This window comes from Bradyrhizobium altum (genome assembly GCF_020889705.1).
Lineage (GTDB): Bacteria > Pseudomonadota > Alphaproteobacteria > Rhizobiales > Xanthobacteraceae > Bradyrhizobium > Bradyrhizobium altum.
In genome coordinates this window covers 1-16615 of the sequence record NZ_JACMYP010000005.1, presented here as the reverse complement: position 1 = coordinate 16615, position 16615 = coordinate 1, and the positions used below count along the sequence as shown (strand labels likewise).

The following is a 16615-nucleotide window of genomic DNA, read 5'->3' as shown; positions in this document are numbered from 1 at the left end:
CCTTCTTACTTCGCTTCGGCGCGCTTCGGCGGGCTCGCCGGCCACGACTTGATCAGCGTGTCGTAGTCGATCGTTTCGCCCTTCGGCTTCTCGTTCGCGAGCTTGCGCTGCGGAGCGATGGTGCCGTCCTTCTCGGCCTTCTTGTACCAGTACTCGGCAGTTTCCTTCTTGTTCAGCTTCGGTCCGCAGGCACCCTGCACACCGGACTTCTCAAGACGCTCCATCACCGAATCCTGGGCCGCGGCGAGCGCGTCCATCGCAGCTTGCGGCGTCTTCGCACCGGACGACGCATCGCCGATGTTCTGCCACCAGAGCTGAGCGAGCTTCGGATAGTCAGGCACGTTGTTGCCGGTCGGGGTCCACTGCACGCGCGCGGGCGAACGGTAGAACTCGATCAGACCGCCGAGCTTCGGCGCGCGCTCGGTGAACGACTTGTCCCAGATGTCGGATTCACGGATGAAGGTGAGACCGACTTGGCTCTTCTTCAGGCTCGTCGTCTTGGAGACGATGAACTGCAGGTAGAGCCAGGCCGCCTTGCGGCGATCAACCGGGGTCGACTTCAGCAGCGTGGCCGAACCCACGTCCTGGTAGCCGAGCTTCATGCCGTCCTTCCAGTACGAGCCGTGCGGCGACGGAGCCATACGCCACTTCGGCGTACCGTCCGCGTTCATCACGGCAATCCCCGGCTTCACCATGTCGGCGGTGAAGGCGGTGTACCAGAAGATCTGCTGGGCGATGTTGCCCTGCGAAGGCACCGGGCCCGACTCGGAGAAGGTCATGCCCTGCGCCTGCGGCGGAGCATACTTCTTCATCCAGTCGAGATACTTGACGATCGAATAGACCGACGCCGGACCGTTGACGTCGCCGCCACGTTCGACCGACGAGCCGACCGGACGGCAGCCTTCCATGCGGATGCCCCATTCGTCGACCGGCAGGCCGTTCGGGAGACCCTTGTCGCCGTTGCCGGCCATCGACAGCCAGGCGTCGGTGAAACGCCAGCCGAGCGAGGGGTCCTTCTTGCCATAGTCCATATGGCCGTAGACCTTGACGCCGCTGATCTCCTTGATGTCGTTGGTGAAGAAGTCGGCGATATCTTCATAGGCCGACCAGTTCACCGGCACGCCGAGATCGTAGCCGTACTTGGCCTTGAACTTGGCCTTGTATTCCGGGTTGGTGAACCAGTCGTAGCGGAACCAGTAGAGGTTCGCGAACTGCTGGTCGGGCAGCTGATAGAGGTGACCGTTCGGTGCGGTCGTGAACGACTTGCCGATGAAGTCGTCGACGTCGAGCATCGGATCGGTGACGTCCTTGGCTTCGCCCTTCATCCACTCGGTCAGGTCGACGGCCTGGCCGTAACGGAAGTGGGTGCCGATGAAGTCGGAGTCGTTGATCCAGCCGTCATAGACGTTCTTGCCGGACTGCATCTGGGTCTGGATCTTTTCGACGACGTCACCTTCCTGGATGATGTCGTGCTTGACCTTGATGCCGGTGATCTCCTCGAACGCCTTGGCGAGCGTGCGGGATTCGTATTCGTGCACCGTCAGGGTCTCGGAGACGACATTGATCTCCATGCCCTTGAAGGGGGCAGCGGCCTTGATGAACCACTGCATCTCCTTCATCTGGTCGTCCTTGGAGAGGGTCGACGGCTGGAATTCGCTGTCGATCCACTTCTTCGCGGCCGCCTCGTCGGCGCGGGCCGGCGCGACAAGAGTGACCGATGCTGCGACGAGCGCGACCGCGCTGGTCATCGTCAAAAGCTTATCTTTAGTCATTCGTAAATGTCGCATTAGATTCCTCCGGTTGCAGCGACTAAATCAGGCCCGGGTAGACCCCGGATCTGCTCTTTTTCGCGTTCTTCAGACGGTGCGAAAAATCACCACGGCTGAAAGAAGCGAAATTACCGTTCCGAGCCACAGGCTCGAAATCTCGACGCCCTCCCCGATCGGCAGGGTGAAAATCGGATCGGTGCCGACGAGGCCGACCCACAGCAGGTGGATCACCGCCGCCAGCACCAGCGAGACGAACAGACGGTCGCCGCGCGTGGTCGGAATGCGCAGCACGCCGACCCGCTCCGCCTCGGGATAGGCGATCGCGAGCCAGGTCATCATCCAGAGCGTAGAGGCAAGCAGCACGAAGAAGACCGCAGTGGGCCAGGTCCATGCCATCCATGCGATGCTGTCCATGAGCGCCTCCTAGACCCGGCCGAGCGCGAAGCCGCGCGCGATGTAATTGCGGACGAACCAGATCACGAGTGCGCCGGGGATGATGGTGAGCACGCCGGCCGCGGCAAGCAGGCCCCAGTCCATGCCGGCAGCCGAGACCGTGCGCGTCATGATCGCCGCGATCGGCTTGGCCTGCACCGAGGTCAGCGTGCGCGCCAGCAGCAGTTCGACCCATGAGAACATGAAGCAGAAGAAGGCGGCGACGCCGATACCGCTCGCGATCAGCGGCACCAGGATCTTGATGAAGAAACGCGGGAACGAATAGCCGTCGAGGAAGGCGGTCTCGTCGATCTCGCGCGGCACGCCGGAGACGAAGCCTTCGAGGATCCACACCGCCAGCGGCACATTGAAGATGCAATGCGCGAGCGCGACCGCCCACGGCGTATCAAACAGGCCGATCGCCGAATACAGGTTGAAGAACGGCAGCGCGTAGACCGCCGCCGGCGCCATGCGGTTGGACAATAGCCAGAAGAACAGGTGCTTGTCGCCGAGGAAGCGGTAGCGCGAGAACGCATAGGCCGCCGGCAACGCCACCGCGATCGAGATCACGGTGTTGATCACGACATATTCCAGCGAGTTGATGTAGCCCGAGTACCAGCTCTCGTCGGTGAAGATGCGCCGGTAGTGCTGCAGCGTCGGCGTATGCGGCCACAGCGTCATCGTCGAGACGATCTCGGCGTTGGTCTTGAAGCTCATGTTGACGAGCCAGTAGATCGGCAACAGCAGGAAGATCAGGAACAGCGCCATGATCAGGCGGCGGCCGGGGATCGAATGCATCACGCCGCTCCTTCCTTGACCGGACGCTCGGAGCCGGCATTGGTCATCACGGTGTAGAACACCCAGCACACGATCAGGATGATCAAATTGTAGACCAGCGACAGCGCCGCGGCCTTGCCGAGGTCGAACTGGCCGAGCGCAATCTTGACGAGCTCGATCGAGACGAAGGTCGTCGAGTTGCCGGGACCGCCGCCGGTGACCACGAACGGCTCGGTGTAGATCATGAAGCTATCCATGAAGCGCAGCAGCACCGCGATCAGCAGCACGCGGTTCATCTTCGGCAGCTGGATCGCCTTGAACACCGCCCAGCGCGAGGCGCCGTCGATCTGCGCCGCCTGGTAATAGGCGTCGGGGATTGACTTCAGGCCGGCGTAGCAGAGCAGCGCGACCAAGCTGGTCCAATGCCAGACGTCCATCACGATGACAGTGACCCAGGCGTCGACCTCATTGGAGACGTAGTTGTAGTTGAAGCCGAGGTGGTTCAGCACATAGCCGAGCAGGCCGATATCCGGCCGGCCGAAGATCTGCCAGATGGTGCCGACAACGTTCCATGGAATCAGAAGCGGCAGCGCGAGGATGACGAGGCAGGCCGCGACGCTCCAGCCCTCGCGCGGCATCGACAGCGCGACGATGATGCCGAGCGGCACCTCGATCGCAAGGATCACGGCGGAGAAGAACAGGTTGCGGCCGAGCGAGGCCAGGAAGCGGCCGCCGAGATCGGTCGAGGGATCGAGCAGCTCCTTGAACCAGCCGACGCCGTTCCAGAAGAACTGGTTGTTGCCGAAAGTGTCCTGCATCGAATAGTTCACCACCGTCATCAGCGGCAGCACCGCCGAGAACGCCACCACCAGGAACACCGGCAGCACCAGGAACCAGGCTTTTTGGTTGATGGTCTTGTCCATCAGGCGACCCCTTCGACCAAATGGCTGTCGGCATAGACGTGGACGTTGGCGGGATTGAAGATCAGGCCGGCGGTATCGCCGGAGATCGAGAAGCCCGGCGGCACGCGCGCCGCGAGTTTGGTGTTGCCGATCCGGACGCGGGCGAACTGGATGCGGCCGAGATCGTCGATCCGCTCGATGGTGGCCGACAGCAGCCCCGACGCGGGTGCTGCGACATCGACAAATTCAGGCCGCACGCCGATCTCGATCTTCTTGCCGGCCGGCAGGACACCATAGTTTCGATGCAGGCCGATGACATGGCCGTCGATCCGCGCCTCGTGGCCACTGACCTCGGCGGGCACGATGTTCATGCCGGGCGAGCCGATGAAGTAGCCCACGAAGGTGTGCGCGGGCTTGTCGAACAGTTCGGCCGGCGTGCCGCTCTGCACCACACGGCCGTCATGCATGACGACGACGGTATCGGCAAAGGTCAGCGCCTCGGTCTGGTCGTGGGTGACGTAGATCATCGTGAGGTCGAGCTCGCGATGCAACGCCTTCAGCTTGGAGCGCAGCTGCCATTTCAGCTCGGGATCAATCACGGTCAGCGGCTCGTCGAACAGCACGGCGGCGACGTCGGAGCGCACCAGGCCGCGACCGAGCGAGATCTTCTGCTTGGCATCGGCAGTGAGCCGCGTCGCCTTGCGGTTGAGGTACGGCGTGAGGTCGAGCAAATCGGCGATCTGCTTGACCCGGGCATCGACCTCGGCCTTGGCGATGCCGCGGTTCTTCAGCGGGAAGGCCAGGTTCTGCCCGACCGTCATGGTGTCGTAGATGACCGGAAACTGGAACACCTGCGCGATGTTGCGCTTCTGCGTCGACAGCGGCGTGATGTCCTGGCCGTCGAACAGGATCTTGCCGCGCGACGGCGTCACGATGCCGGAAATCAGGTTCAGCAGCGTGGTCTTGCCGCAGCCGGAGGGTCCGAGCAGCGCATAGGCGCCGCCCTGCCGCCAGGTCATTGTCACCGGTTTCAACGCAAAGGATTCCGGCGGCGCGTCATTGCCGCTGTAGGATTGCGCCAGATCGACGAGGTCAATGCGAGCCATCGGGCATCTCCCTCAATTGCTCTTGCTGGCTGACGCGCGTGCCGCAAGCGAACTGCCATACAATTCGCTTGCAAACGCGGTCGCGGGCGACGCGACCAGGCGGTCAGCGGCGTCAAACACAAAGATATTCTCGGGATCGAGCGCGGCCTCGAGCACCTGCCCGGGTTCATATTCGTGCACGCCGTGCAGCACCGCGACCCAGTTCGAATCATGGACATGAACGTGCACAAAGCTCTCCGACCCGGTGATCTCGGTCACCGTCACGGTGGCGGAGAATTTGTGGCGGCCGGGCACGACGCTCCCGACCTCGAGCTGATGCGCACGGAAGCCGATCTTGTACCTGCCGTCAGGCAGGTTGGCGTACAGGCCCGCCGCGGGCGCCTGTTCGCCGCCGGCATAGATCACCCGGTCGCCCTTCTTCTCGATGCCGATGATGTTGAGCGGCGGATCGGAGAACACCTGCGCGACCCGCAGGGTGTCGGGATGGCGGTAGACCTTCGGCGTGGCGCCGGTCTGCAGCGCCTGGCCTTCCCACATGCACACCGTGTCGCCGCCGAGCAGCAGCGCCTCCGACGGTTCGGTGGTGGCATAGACGAAGATCGCACCCGATGCCTCGAATATCCGCGGCAGCTCGGCGCGCAGCTCCTCGCGCAGCTTGTAGTCGAGGTTGGCGAGCGGCTCGTCGAGCAGCACGAGGTCGGCGCCCTTGACCAGCGCGCGCGCAATCGCGGTGCGCTGCTGCTGACCGCCGGAGAGCTGCAGCGGCGTCCGCTTCAGATAGGGCTCGAGCCGCAACAGGCTGGCCGCCTCCGCCACCCGCTGCTCAATCTCCGCCTTCGGCTTGCCCTGCACCCGCAGCGGCGAGGCGATGTTCTCGTAGACCGTCAGCGAGGGATAGTTGATGAACTGCTGATAGACCATCGCCACCGAGCGCTGCCGCACGTCGGCGCCGGTGACGTCCTTGCCGTCGACCAGCACGCGGCCGGTGGTCGGCTTGTCGAGGCCGGCGAGCAGCCGCATGATCGAGGTCTTGCCCGACAGCGTCGGCCCGAGCAGCACGCTGAGCGTGCCACGCTCCAGCGTCAGCGAAACATCGCGGATGGTCTGAATGCCATCCACGGTTCGCGTGACGTTCTGCAGTGTAACGCTCATGCCCGTCCTCCCGCTTCGCGGAGGGGACGTTCACCTGACACGCGGTTGGCGACCATCCACTCGTCGAGCGCGGCGATTTCACCCGCCGTCATCCGCAAGCCCAGCTTGGATCGTCGCCAGACGACATCGTCCGCGGTCCGCGCCCATTCGTTTGCCATCAGGTACCGGACTTCACTCTCCGTCAAGGTGGCGCCGAAGGCGCGGCCGAGATCATCAGCCGTTGCTGCATTGCCCAAGACCTTGCTGGCGCGCGTGCCATAGGCGTGGGCGAGACGGTTGGCGTGGGACTGCGCGAGGAACGGGTAGTTGCGAACCAGCTCGGCGCTCAGCGCCGCGACCGCGGAGACGACCATGTCGCCGCCGGGCAGCGGCGCCTTGCCGGTCCAGCCCTCCTGCGCTTTCGCGCCGCGGAGATAGGGCGACAGCCGCTCCAGCGCCTCTTCGGAGAGGCGGCGATAGGTGGTGATCTTGCCGCCATAGATCGACAGCAGCGGCGCACCGCCGGGCGTATCGAGCTCGAACACGTAGTCGCGGGTCGCGGCCTTGGCTTCGCTCGCACCGTCGTCATAGAGCGGACGCACGCCGGAGTAATTCCAGACCACGTCCTCGGGCTTCACCGGCTTGGCAAGGTATTCGCTGGCGGAGGCGCAGAGATACTCGATCTCCTCGCGCGTCGCCTTCACCTCGGCCGGATCGCCGTCATAGTCGCGATCGGTGGTGCCGATCAGCGAGAAATCGTTCTGGTACGGAATGACGAAGATGATGCGGCCGTCGGCATTCTGGAAGATGTAGGCGCGGTCGTGGTCGTAGAGTTTCGGCACGACGATATGCGAGCCCTGCACCAGCCGCACCTTGGCCCGCGCGTTGACGCCGACACCGGTGGCCAGCACCTGCTCCACCCAGGGACCGCCGGCATTGACCAGCACGCGCGCCTTGATGGTGTCGCGGGCGCCGGTGGCGCCGTCCTCGACCGTGACGTGCCAGACGCCGTCGATCTGCCTGATCTCGACCGCGCGGGTACGGGTGCGAATCTCGGCGCCACGATCGGCGGCATCGCGCGCGGTCAGCGCCACCAGCCGCGCGTCGTCGACGAAGCAATCGGAATATTCAAAGCCCTTGGTGTAGCGCCCGGGGATCAGCGGCTTGCCGACCACGTCGCGTGTCAGGTCGACCGAGCGCGTCGCCGGCAGCAGGTGCCGGCCGCCGATATGGTCGTAGAGGAAAAGGCCGAGCCGCAGCAGCCAGGCCGGGCGCAGGCCCGAATGGTGCGGCAAAACGAAACGCAGCGGACGAATGATATGCGGCGCGATCTGCCAGAGGATCTCGCGCTCGATCAGCGCCTCGCGCACCAGACGAAATTCGTAATACTCGAGATAGCGCAGACCGCCATGCACGAGCTTGGTCGACCAGGACGACGTTCCACTGGCCAAATCATTCATTTCACAGAGGAAAACAGAATTGCCCCGGCCCGCCGCATCGCGCGCGATGCCGCAGCCATTAACGCCGCCTCCAATGATGGCGAGGTCGTAAATTCGGTCCAAAGAACGCTTCCCCCGGCAACCGTTTTCGCTTTGACGGTTTTACTTTCGGATTGAAGTAGATCACAACCGAAAACGAAAGCAAAGTGAAAATGGGGAACTTTAGCTGGGGATTTTTTGGGCGGATTGAGTGCGGAATGATGGACAGGTTCACCCGACCCGACCCGCGCGATCACTTAACCCGTCACCCCGCGCAATGGCGTAGCCATTGTCGCTGGAGGTGCGAGCGGAGCGAGCCTCGAAGGGGGCACGGCCCCCGTCGGTGGCCGTCGACCCTTCGACACGCGCAACGCGCTCCTCCAGCGACAATGGCTACGCCATTGCGCGGGGGTGACGGGATTAGAAGAGAAGACGCGGCTATCTCGCCGACGCGGACAGGGCGACTTCGCCCTACGCGCTGCGCAGCGTCGCGGGTGCGGCGTCGGCGCCGTTGTCGTCGATATCGGCTTGCGGCTTGTCCATCGCGACGACTACCTCGATGCCGCGGCTGTGGCAGATGTTGGCGAGGCCCGCAGGCAAGGGCGAATCGGTGACGAAGGTCTGGATCTGGCTCATATGGGCGATCCGCACCGGCGCGCTGCGGCGGAGTTTTGTCGCATCGGACACCAGCATCACGTTGCGCGCGTTGGCGATGATCGCCTGCGCCACCTGCACCTCGCGATAGTCGAAGTCGAGCAGCGCGCCCTCCTCGTCGATCGCGGACGCGCCGATGATCGCGTAATCGACCTTGAACTGGCCGATCAACTGCGTCGCGGTGGAGCCGACCACGGCACCGTCGGCGCGGCGCACCGTGCCGCCGGCCACCACCACCTCGATGCGCGGATGGCGGTACAGCAGCATCGCGACGTTGAGGTTGTTGGTGATGACAAGCAGGTCCTCATGCGAGGTCAGCGCGCTCGCGACCTCTTCCGTGGTGGTGCCGATATTGATGAACAGCGAGCAGCCGTTCGGAATCCGCGCGGCCGCGGCGGCGCCGATCGCCTTCTTCTCCTCGGCGGCGACGAAGCGGCGCGCCTCATAGGCGAGGTTCTCGACACCCGAGGCGATGATCGCGCCGCCATGGATGCGGGTCAGCGACCGCTCGTCGCAGAGATCGTTGAGGTCCTTGCGGATGGTCTGCGCCGACACCTCGAATCGCTTGGCAAGGTCCTCGACCATGACCCGGCCGAATGCACGTGCGATGTTGAGGATTTCAGTCTGGCGATGGGAGAGTCCGGCCACGGCGGCCCCCTTGAAACGGCGACGGTTGGAGCACGATCTTTTCGGAAAGCCGGCTTCCACTTTTCCGGATCGTGCTCTGGCCCATGGTGCGACCGTTCGGCACGGAGGTCAACGAGCAACCATCGCCGGGGTTAAGGACTGCGTTGCAGCAATGTCGAGCCGGCAACGTTTCGGCACAATGCCTCACCGCGCCGTTCCCTCACCACGCCATGGCTGATGCAACCAGGCGAATCAATTCCGGATCATCGAATGCCGCCGCGCTGGCGACCGCGCCGGCCGCGAGCAGATCGGCATGACCGAGCCCGGTTCGCATCCCGATCGTCGCGATGCCCGCCGCCGTCGCGGACTGAATGCCGGAGCGCGAATCCTCGAACGCGAGCGAAGCCTGAGCCGACGCGCCGGCGCGGCGCAGCCCCTCGAGATACGGCAAGGGATGCGGTTTGCCGTGCGCCAATTCATCGCCGATCACGACCGCCTCGAAACGGTGCGCGATGCCCAGTCCCGCGAGCAGCAGTTCGGCGTTCGCGCGCGGCGCGTTGGTCACCGCCACCATCGGCACGCCGGCGCGATCGGCCCGGTCGAGCAGCGCCATCAATCCGGGCACCGGCACGATCTGGCCGGAGACCAATTCGCGGAAAATCCGCTCCTTCTCGCCAAGGATGCTGGCGCGGCGGTCGGCCGGCTCGTGGGCGAGGAAACGCTCGCCGATCGACGCATTGGAGAAGCCTTGCAGCTCCTTGCCGAAGCGCGCGTGATCGAAGCTGTGTCCATGGGGGCCGAGCACCCGGTTGAACGCCGCCAGATGCAGCGGATCGGTGTCGGCGAGCGTGCCGTCGATATCGAACAGCAGTGCTTTACCTTGTGTCTGCGACATCCGAAAACGTTTCCGTGAGTTCGGATGCATCAATACAGACTCTCGCGGCGCGCGCAAATGACGCGCCGCCGAGGCCGGATGTCAGGAGGCCAGCTGCAGATATTGCCCAGTGACAAGCCGTCGCGCCGCGCGCTCGGCCTCGCGTGCGTTGCGGAAGATCTGGCCTTCGAGGGCCTGGAAGCGGTGCGAGGCTGCAAAAAACGCGTAACCCTTGGTATCGCGCACCACGATACCCGCGGTCTGTGAACTCACTTCGATGACGTAGCAGTCAGACATTATCGGCCTCGGTTTGATTCCGAGCCGACAACGGCATCACCGTCTGTTTGTTCCTCGGTTTATTTGCGAAGCGAAGCGCCGCTTTTGCGATCGAGCCGCGCTCCTGTCTCAGTTTCGACGCGTTTTCTCTTGCGCCGAATCAGCGGCGCTCTTCGCGCGAAAGACGTCAGGTCGAAATCGTCGCACCATCGCGCTGGATCGGTTGCGGACGGCCCTGATCGTCGATCGAGACGTAGGTGAAATTGCCATCGGTGACGAGGATCGACTGCTGCTCGCGGCGGCGCAGCACCCAGGCTTCGAGATGCACCGTGATCGAGGTGCGGCCGACGCGCACGAGATTGGCGTGCACCGACACGAGATCACCGACATAGACCGCCTTGCGGAAGTTCATCGCGTCGATCGCAACCGTCACGGTGCGGGACTTCGCCAGCTTGGAAGCGAACACGCCGCCGCCAACGTCCATCTGGCTGAGCAGCCAGCCGCCGAAGATGTCGCCATTGGCGTTGGTGTCGGCCGGCATCGCCAGCGTGCGGATGCAGAGATCGCCCTGCGGCTCGTTGCCGCTGATCGGCGGTACGTGAACATGCGTTTTCAGGCGCCTGGGTGTCGGTCACTTGAAGGTCTCCCAGCCTGCATCGGGTGCGAAACGATCGCCGAATTTCTGCGCCAGCGCGCGCAGCGCGGATACGACAGCCTCGACGCCGCGGGTGCGCGCGTAGTTGAGCGGGCCGCCGCGGAACGGAGCATAGCCGGTGCCGAAGATCATCGCGCCGTCGACCATATCGGGGTCGTCGACGATGCCCTCGCGCAAGGCGGCGATGCAGACATTGGAGATCGGCAGCACCAGGTGGTCGATCATCTCGTCGCTGACTTTCGGACCGGTCTCCGGCAGCGGCGCCTTCTCTGCCTTGCCGTCCTTCCAGGTGTAGAAGCCCTTGCCGGTCTTGCGGCCGAGCTCACCCTTCGCAACCTTCTCGCGCAGCCAGGCCGGCGTCGGCGGCAGGGTATCGCCGAACTTCGAGCGCAGCATGTCGCCGACATCGAGGCAGATATCGAGGCCGACCTGGTCGGCGAGCTCGATCGGGCCCATCGGCATGCCGAACTCGACCGCAGCCACGTCGATCAGGCGCTGGTCGATCTTCTCGTCCAGCATCATCATCGCTTCCAGCATGTAGGGCGTCAGCGCGCGGTTGACGAGGAAGCCCGGCGAGCTCTTCACCGGCAGCGGCAGGCGATCGATGGCGCCGACGAAGGCGCGCGCTTCCTTGAGCATCGCAGCGTCGGTGCCGTCATGGCTGACGACCTCGACGAGCTGCAGCCGCGACACCGGGTTGAAGAAATGCAGGCCGAGGAGCCGCTCCGGCCGTGCCAGCGTGGTGCGTAGATCCTGCAGCGGAATGCTCGATGTGTTGGTGGCGAGGATCGCGCCAGCCTTCATCTTCGGTTCAAGCCCGGCATAGACCTTCTGCTTGAGCTCGAGCTTTTCCGGGACCGCCTCGATGATCAGATCGGCGTTGCGGACGCCTTCGCCGTCCATGTCGGGGATCAGCCGGTCGAGCGCGTCGCGCTGGTCGGTGCGCTTGCGCATGATCTTGCCGAACAGCTCGGCGGCGCGCTTCATCGCGCCCGCGATCGGCTCGGCCTTCATGTCGGCGAGCGTCACGCGCATGTCCTGGCTGGCGCACCAGGCCGCGATATCGCCGCCCATCGCGCCGGCACCGATGACATGGACGTGCGCAACCTTGTTGCCGCTGCCGGCCGCCTTCTTCATCTGCTCGCGCAGGAAGAACACCCGGATCAGGTTCTGCGCGGTCGGCGTCACCATCAGATTGGCGAAGGAGGCCTTCTCCGCATTCAGCATCGCCGAGCGATTGCCGGCGTGCTTCTCCCAGAGCTCGATCAGCGCATAGGGCGCCGGATAATGCTTGCGCGGCGCAGCCTTCTCCGCCTCGCTGCGCATCCGCGAGGCAAGCAAGCCCCGGACCGGACCAAGGTTGAGGATCGCGTTGAGCGCGCCCGGCTTGGCGCGCTTCAGCCGGCCGAACACAGCATCCTTCACCGCGTTGCGGACGTGGCGCTCCTGGGTGACGGCATCGACGAGGCCGAGCGATTTGGCGCGGCGCGCGTCGATCGTCTTGCCGGTCAGCATCAAGGTCATCGCCTGCATCGGGTTGACCAGCTCGGTGAAGCGCACGGTGCCGCCGAGGCCGGGATGCAGGCCGAGCATCACCTCGGGGAAGCCGAACCGCGCATCGTCGATCGCGATCCGCATCTGGCAGGCCAGCGCGACCTCGAGGCCGCCGCCGAGACAGAAACCGTGGATCACGGCGACCGACGGCACGCGCGACGCCTCGAGCCGGTCGATCACCGCATGCGCGCGGCCGATCTCGGTCTCGACCGCCCGCGGGTCGCTGGCGCCGCGAAATTCATTGACGTCGGCTCCGGCGACGAAGCCGCTCTTTTTCGCGGAGCGCACCACAAGGCCGGTGGGCCGCTGGTTCTCCAGCGCCGCGACAACGGCATCGAGCTCCTCGAGCAGATCGGCGGACAGCGTGTTGGCGCTGGTGCCGGCGCGGTCGAACAGCAGCCAGGCAATGCCGTCCTCGTCGCGCGTCAGCTTGAAATTCTTGTACGGGCTGTCGGCGGCCGGCTTCGGCCCGAGCTCGAGCACGCGGTCGGCGAGAACGTCCATGATCCGTGAATCCATGATCACACCGTCTCTATCAACATCGCGCCGCCCTGCCCGCCACCGATGCATTCGGTGGCGACGCCGCGCCTGGTGCCGAGCCGCTTCATCGCATTGACCAGATGCAGGACGATGCGGTTGCCGCTGGTGCCGACGGGATGGCCAAGGCTGATGGCGCCGCCGTCGACATTCAACTTCGCGCGGTCGATCTCGCCGGCCGCGCCGTCGAGTCCCAAAATCTCGCGGCAGAATTTGTCGTCGTTCCAGGCGGCGAGACAGCCGAGCACCTGCGTGGCAAAGGCCTCGTTCAGCTCCCAGGTCTCGACCTCCTGCAAGGTCAGCCCGTTGCGCTTGAGCAGTGCGCTCGCCGACAGCACCGGACCGAGACCCATGATCGACGGATCGAGCGCCGACCACTGGCTGTCGAGGATGACGGCCCTTGGCGTCAGCCCGTGCTTTGCCACCGCCGTCTCGGACGCCAGGATCACCCAGGATGCGCCGTCGGTGATTTGCGAGGAATTGCCGGCGGTGACCTGACCCCACGGGCGCTCGAACACCGGCTTCAGCTTTGCCAGCGTTTCGGCTGTCGAGTCCGGGCGGACGCCGTCGTCATGGTCGTAGAACTTGCCGTCGCGGGAGAACGCGGTCTCGACCTCGCCCTTCAGAAAGCCCTGCTTCTGCGCGTTGGCCAGCCGCTGATGGCTCTCGGCGGCGTAAGCATCGGATTGCGCACGGGTGATGCCGAAGAGATGGCCGACCTTCTCGGCGGTCTGCCCCATGTTGAGCTCGGTGATGGGATCGGTCAGCCCGCGCTCGAGCCCGATGATCGGCTTGAAGTAGCTCGGCCTCACCTTCAGCGCCGCGGCGATCTTGGCCCCTAACCCCTTGGCGCCGGCAAAGCCGGCAAACCAGCGCACGCCTGAATTGGGCCAGACCAGCGGCGCGTGGCTCAGCGCCTCGGCGCCGCCGGCGAGGATCAGGTCGGAGATGCCCTCGCGGATGTAGCGATAGCCGGTGTCGATCGACTGCATGCCGGAGCCGCAATTGATCTGCATCGTGAAGGCGACCATCTGCTCGCCCATGCCGAGCCGGAGCGCCGCGACCCGCGCCGGGTTCATCTCGTCGGCGATCACGTTGACGCAGCCGAGGATGACCTGGTCGAAGGCGGTGGGTGCGAAAGGCTGCCGCGCCAGCAATGGCCGGCCGCATTGCACGGCGAGATCGACCGGGGTGAACGGGCCGGGACCGGAACGCGCCTTCAGGAACGGCGTCCGGCTGCCGTCGACGATAAAGACTGGTCGCGCCATCAGCTCGCCGCCCTCTGCTCACCAAGCTCCTGGAAGAACTGATGCACGTCGGCGGTTTTCTTGTAAATCGGGGACAGCGCCTCGGGCGCAAAATCATCGACCTCGATGACCTTGGCGACGGCCTCATGGGCCGCGGCGAGCTTCTCGCCGTCGGCCTCGGTGATGACGCCTTTCTTCACCCCCTCCTTCCAGTCATGCAGCCGTGCCGCGCGCAGCTGTTTGGCCGCATCCTCGGACTCGGTGACGAGACGGAAGGCCTTTTCCAGCCGCGCGATGCCGCCGTCGTCCTCGACAAAGGCGAGATCCGGCGTCAGGCGGTCGCGTGCCGCCGACGGCGACAGCACGAGCTGTGCGCAGAGATGCACGACGCTATCAGACGGCCCCGTGACGCGCGCGCCGAACGGCTGGATCAGGAATTTCAGCATCCATGCCACCGGGCGGTTCGGCAGATTGGCGAGGATCTCCGCAAAGCGGTTCTCGATGGTCTTGAAGCCGGATGCCATGCACCATTGGAGCGCGGGAAGATCCGCCTTCTGCCGCCCCTCGTCCTGCCAGCGTTTCAGCGCGGCAGAAAGCAAGTAAAGCTCGGACAGGATGTCGCCGAACCGCGCCGAGAGCATTTCCTTGCGCTTCAGCGCGCCGCCGAGGGTGAGCAGCGCCATGTCGGCGCACAGCGCGAACGCCGACGAATAGCGCGAGAGCTGGCGATAGAACTCCGTTGCGTCGCCGGCATCCGGCGCCGGTGCGAACAGGCCAAAGGTCCAGCTGCGGCCCCAGGCGCGGAACATGGTCGCGAAGCTGTGACCGACATGCTTCCAGAACGCGGTGTCGAACGCAGTCAGGCCCTTGTCGCGATCGGTCTCGCTGAGCGCATTCATCTCCTGCAGCAGATACGGATGCGCGCGGATCGCGCCCTGCCCGAACACGATCAGATTGCGGGTCAGGATATTGGCGCCCTCGACCGTGATGCCGACCGGCACCGAGCGGTAGAGCCCGCCGAGATAATTCTGCGGTCCGTCGATCACGGCCTTGCCGCCATGGATGTCCATGGCATCGTCGATCGCGATCCGCATCCGCTCGGTGGCGTGCAGCTTCATGATTCCTGAAATGACCGCGGGGTGATGCCCCTCGTTCAGCGCGGCGCAGGTCAGCCGCCGCGCGGCGTCGAGCAGATAGGCGATGCCGGCGATGCGCGCGAGCGGCTCCTCGATGCCCTCGAACTTCGAGATCGAGATACCGAACTGCTCGCGGATGCGGGCATAGGCGCCGGTGGTGCGCGCGGCGTAGGCGGCGCCGGCGGCCGACAGCGACGGCAGCGAGATGCCGCGGCCGGCCGCGAGCGCCGTCATCAGCATCTTCCAGCCCTGGCCCAAGCGCTCCTGGCCGCCGATGATGTAGTCGAGCGGGATGAAGACATCGCGGCCCCAGTTCGGGCCGTTCTGGAACACCTGCATCGCCGGCAGATGGCGCTGGCCGATCGAGACGCCGGGCAGATGGGTAGGGATCAGCGCGACCGTGATGCCGAGTTCGTCCTCGCTACCGACCAGGTGATCGGGATCATAGGCCTTGAAGGCGAGGCCGAGCAGCGTCGCCACTGGCCCCAGCGTGATGTAGCGCTTGTGCCAATTCAGCTTCAGCCCAAGCACCTCGCGGCCTTCGAAATTGCCCTTGCAGATGATGCCGGTGTCGATCATCGAGGCGGCGTCCGAGCCGGCCTCCGGGCTGGTCAGCCCGAAGCAGGGAATGTCCTGGCCCGCGGCCAAGCGCGGCAGCCATCTGTCCTGCTGCTCCTTGGTGCCGAAGCGCATCAGGAGTTCGCCCGGCCCGAGCGAGTTCGGCACCATCACGGTGACGGCCGCGGTCAGCGAGCGCGAGGAAATCTTGCGCACCACTTCGGAATGCGCATAAGGCGAGAAGCCGAGGCCGCCGAATTCCTTCGGGATGATCATGCCGAAGAACTTCGTCGCCTTGATGAAGGCCCAGACCTCCGGCGGCAGATCGCGCCATTCCCAATTGATCTTCCACTCGTCGAGCATCGCACAGAGCTCGTCGACCGGGCCGTGCAGGAAGGCGTTCTCCTCGTCGGTCAGTTTGGCCGGCGCGAACGCCAGCAATTTCGACCAGTCGGGATTGCCGGTGAAGAGATCGGCGTCCCACCAGACGTCGCCGGCTTCCAGCGCCTCGCGCTCGGTATCCGACATGGTCGGCAGCACACCACGCGCCCAGGAGAAGATCGGCTTGGACAGGTAATCGCGGCGGAAGCTCATGGTGGGGTCCTCATGAAACGGCAGCGCGGATGGGTGATGACCCTATCGGAAAGTGCCGTTCACCGGTGAACACTTCGCTGTTCAAATAAAGCGAAATTGACGCGGCCAAGCCGCCGTTTGTTAACGGCAGACCACGCGTTCAGTTCCGAAAGCTGAGCTGCGACAATCGGGTAGCGGGGGATGGCGCCGAGCCGTCCGATCCGCGCGAGGTTGGCCGAGTTGGGCGCGGCAGCGGAAGCCCACCTCTCCCTTGGGAGAGGTCGCGCGCAGCGCCGGGTGAGGGGTGACGGTCTCTCGTGAGAGCAGCG

General features: G+C 64.9%; 15 protein-coding genes. All 15 read right to left on the bottom strand.

The window, feature by feature from the left end; genetic code table 11:
• Window positions 1-5 precede the first annotated feature (5 nt).
• On the bottom strand, window positions 6-1748 hold the full coding sequence (locus tag H8B02_RS03085; RefSeq protein WP_229164869.1) for an ABC transporter substrate-binding protein: 1743 nt from the start codon (window positions 1746-1748) through the stop codon (window positions 6-8).
• A 108-nt stretch (window positions 1749-1856) separates the two neighbouring features.
• On the bottom strand, window positions 1857-2183 hold the full coding sequence (locus H8B02_RS03080; protein ID WP_229164805.1) for a DUF2160 domain-containing protein: 327 nt from the start codon (window positions 2181-2183) through the stop codon (window positions 1857-1859).
• Between the two features lie 9 nt (window positions 2184-2192).
• Complete coding sequence (locus H8B02_RS03075; protein WP_021075985.1) at window positions 2193-2999, bottom strand: carbohydrate ABC transporter permease; 807 nt, start codon at window positions 2997-2999, stop codon at window positions 2193-2195.
• A complete protein-coding gene (locus H8B02_RS03070; protein WP_092124514.1) occupies window positions 2999-3901 on the bottom strand; it encodes a carbohydrate ABC transporter permease in 903 nt (300 codons plus the stop codon). Before H8B02_RS03070 ends, H8B02_RS03075 begins: the two co-directional genes overlap by 1 nt.
• Window positions 3901-4986, bottom strand: coding sequence for an ABC transporter ATP-binding protein (locus H8B02_RS03065; RefSeq protein ID WP_229164804.1), 1086 nt, complete (start codon window positions 4984-4986; stop codon window positions 3901-3903). Before H8B02_RS03065 ends, H8B02_RS03070 begins: the two co-directional genes overlap by 1 nt.
• 12 nt (window positions 4987-4998) lie before the next feature.
• Window positions 4999-6138: an ABC transporter ATP-binding protein gene (locus H8B02_RS03060; RefSeq protein ID WP_212315624.1), complete on the bottom strand. Its 1140-nt coding sequence runs from the start codon at window positions 6136-6138 to the stop codon at window positions 4999-5001.
• Entirely contained in the window at window positions 6135-7679 is a 1545-nt protein-coding gene (gene glpD / locus H8B02_RS03055) for a glycerol-3-phosphate dehydrogenase (RefSeq protein WP_229164803.1), read from the bottom strand. Before glpD ends, H8B02_RS03060 begins: the two co-directional genes overlap by 4 nt.
• The gene (locus tag H8B02_RS03050; protein WP_229164874.1) at window positions 7574-7852 is read right to left on the bottom strand and encodes a hypothetical protein; all 279 of its coding nucleotides are present in this window, start codon (window positions 7850-7852) and stop codon (window positions 7574-7576) included. Before H8B02_RS03050 ends, glpD begins: the two co-directional genes overlap by 106 nt.
• A gap of 214 nt (window positions 7853-8066) precedes the next feature.
• Window positions 8067-8897: a DeoR/GlpR family DNA-binding transcription regulator gene (locus H8B02_RS03045; protein WP_092124510.1), complete on the bottom strand. Its 831-nt coding sequence runs from the start codon at window positions 8895-8897 to the stop codon at window positions 8067-8069.
• Window positions 8898-9096: 199 nt separating this feature from the next.
• Window positions 9097-9771, bottom strand: coding sequence for an HAD family hydrolase (locus tag H8B02_RS03040; RefSeq protein WP_229164802.1), 675 nt, complete (start codon window positions 9769-9771; stop codon window positions 9097-9099).
• A gap of 81 nt (window positions 9772-9852) precedes the next feature.
• Complete coding sequence (locus H8B02_RS03035; protein WP_229164801.1) at window positions 9853-10047, bottom strand: hypothetical protein; 195 nt, start codon at window positions 10045-10047, stop codon at window positions 9853-9855.
• A 166-nt stretch (window positions 10048-10213) separates the two neighbouring features.
• Window positions 10214-10567 carry an acyl-CoA thioesterase gene (locus H8B02_RS03030; RefSeq protein WP_229164800.1) on the bottom strand — a complete coding sequence of 118 codons (354 nt, stop codon included), beginning with the start codon at window positions 10565-10567 and terminating at the stop codon, window positions 10214-10216.
• Between the two features lie 90 nt (window positions 10568-10657).
• Window positions 10658-12754, bottom strand: a complete 2097-nt coding sequence (locus H8B02_RS03025) for a 3-hydroxyacyl-CoA dehydrogenase NAD-binding domain-containing protein (RefSeq protein ID WP_229164799.1) — start codon at window positions 12752-12754, stop codon at window positions 10658-10660.
• A gap of 2 nt (window positions 12755-12756) precedes the next feature.
• The gene (locus tag H8B02_RS03020) at window positions 12757-14040 is read right to left on the bottom strand and encodes an acetyl-CoA C-acetyltransferase (RefSeq protein ID WP_212315632.1); all 1284 of its coding nucleotides are present in this window, start codon (window positions 14038-14040) and stop codon (window positions 12757-12759) included.
• Window positions 14040-16307, bottom strand: a complete 2268-nt coding sequence (locus H8B02_RS03015; protein WP_229164798.1) for an acyl-CoA dehydrogenase — start codon at window positions 16305-16307, stop codon at window positions 14040-14042. Before H8B02_RS03015 ends, H8B02_RS03020 begins: the two co-directional genes overlap by 1 nt.
• Window positions 16308-16615: the final 308 nt, after the last annotated feature.

What these genes read in the sequence shown, in the direction of transcription:
- H8B02_RS03085 (WP_229164869.1), bottom strand. Translation starts at nt 1,748, where the DNA reads ATGACCAGCGCGGTCGCGCTCGTCGCAGCATCGGTCACTCTTGTCGCG.
- H8B02_RS03080 (WP_229164805.1), bottom strand. Translation starts at nt 2,183, where the DNA reads ATGGACAGCATCGCATGGATGGCATGGACCTGGCCCACTGCGGTCTTC.
- H8B02_RS03075 (WP_021075985.1), bottom strand. Translation starts at nt 2,999, where the DNA reads ATGCATTCGATCCCCGGCCGCCGCCTGATCATGGCGCTGTTCCTGATC.
- H8B02_RS03070 (WP_092124514.1), bottom strand. Translation starts at nt 3,901, where the DNA reads ATGGACAAGACCATCAACCAAAAAGCCTGGTTCCTGGTGCTGCCGGTG.
- H8B02_RS03065 (WP_229164804.1), bottom strand. Translation starts at nt 4,986, where the DNA reads ATGGCTCGCATTGACCTCGTCGATCTGGCGCAATCCTACAGCGGCAAT.
- H8B02_RS03060 (WP_212315624.1), bottom strand. Translation starts at nt 6,138, where the DNA reads ATGAGCGTTACACTGCAGAACGTCACGCGAACCGTGGATGGCATTCAG.
- H8B02_RS03040 (WP_229164802.1), bottom strand. Translation starts at nt 9,771, where the DNA reads ATGTCGCAGACACAAGGTAAAGCACTGCTGTTCGATATCGACGGCACG.
- H8B02_RS03035 (WP_229164801.1), bottom strand. Translation starts at nt 10,047, where the DNA reads ATGTCTGACTGCTACGTCATCGAAGTGAGTTCACAGACCGCGGGTATC.
- H8B02_RS03030 (WP_229164800.1), bottom strand. Translation starts at nt 10,567, where the DNA reads ATGCCGGCCGACACCAACGCCAATGGCGACATCTTCGGCGGCTGGCTG.
- H8B02_RS03025 (WP_229164799.1), bottom strand. Translation starts at nt 12,754, where the DNA reads ATGGATTCACGGATCATGGACGTTCTCGCCGACCGCGTGCTCGAGCTC.
- H8B02_RS03020 (WP_212315632.1), bottom strand. Translation starts at nt 14,040, where the DNA reads ATGGCGCGACCAGTCTTTATCGTCGACGGCAGCCGGACGCCGTTCCTG.
- H8B02_RS03015 (WP_229164798.1), bottom strand. Translation starts at nt 16,307, where the DNA reads ATGAGCTTCCGCCGCGATTACCTGTCCAAGCCGATCTTCTCCTGGGCG.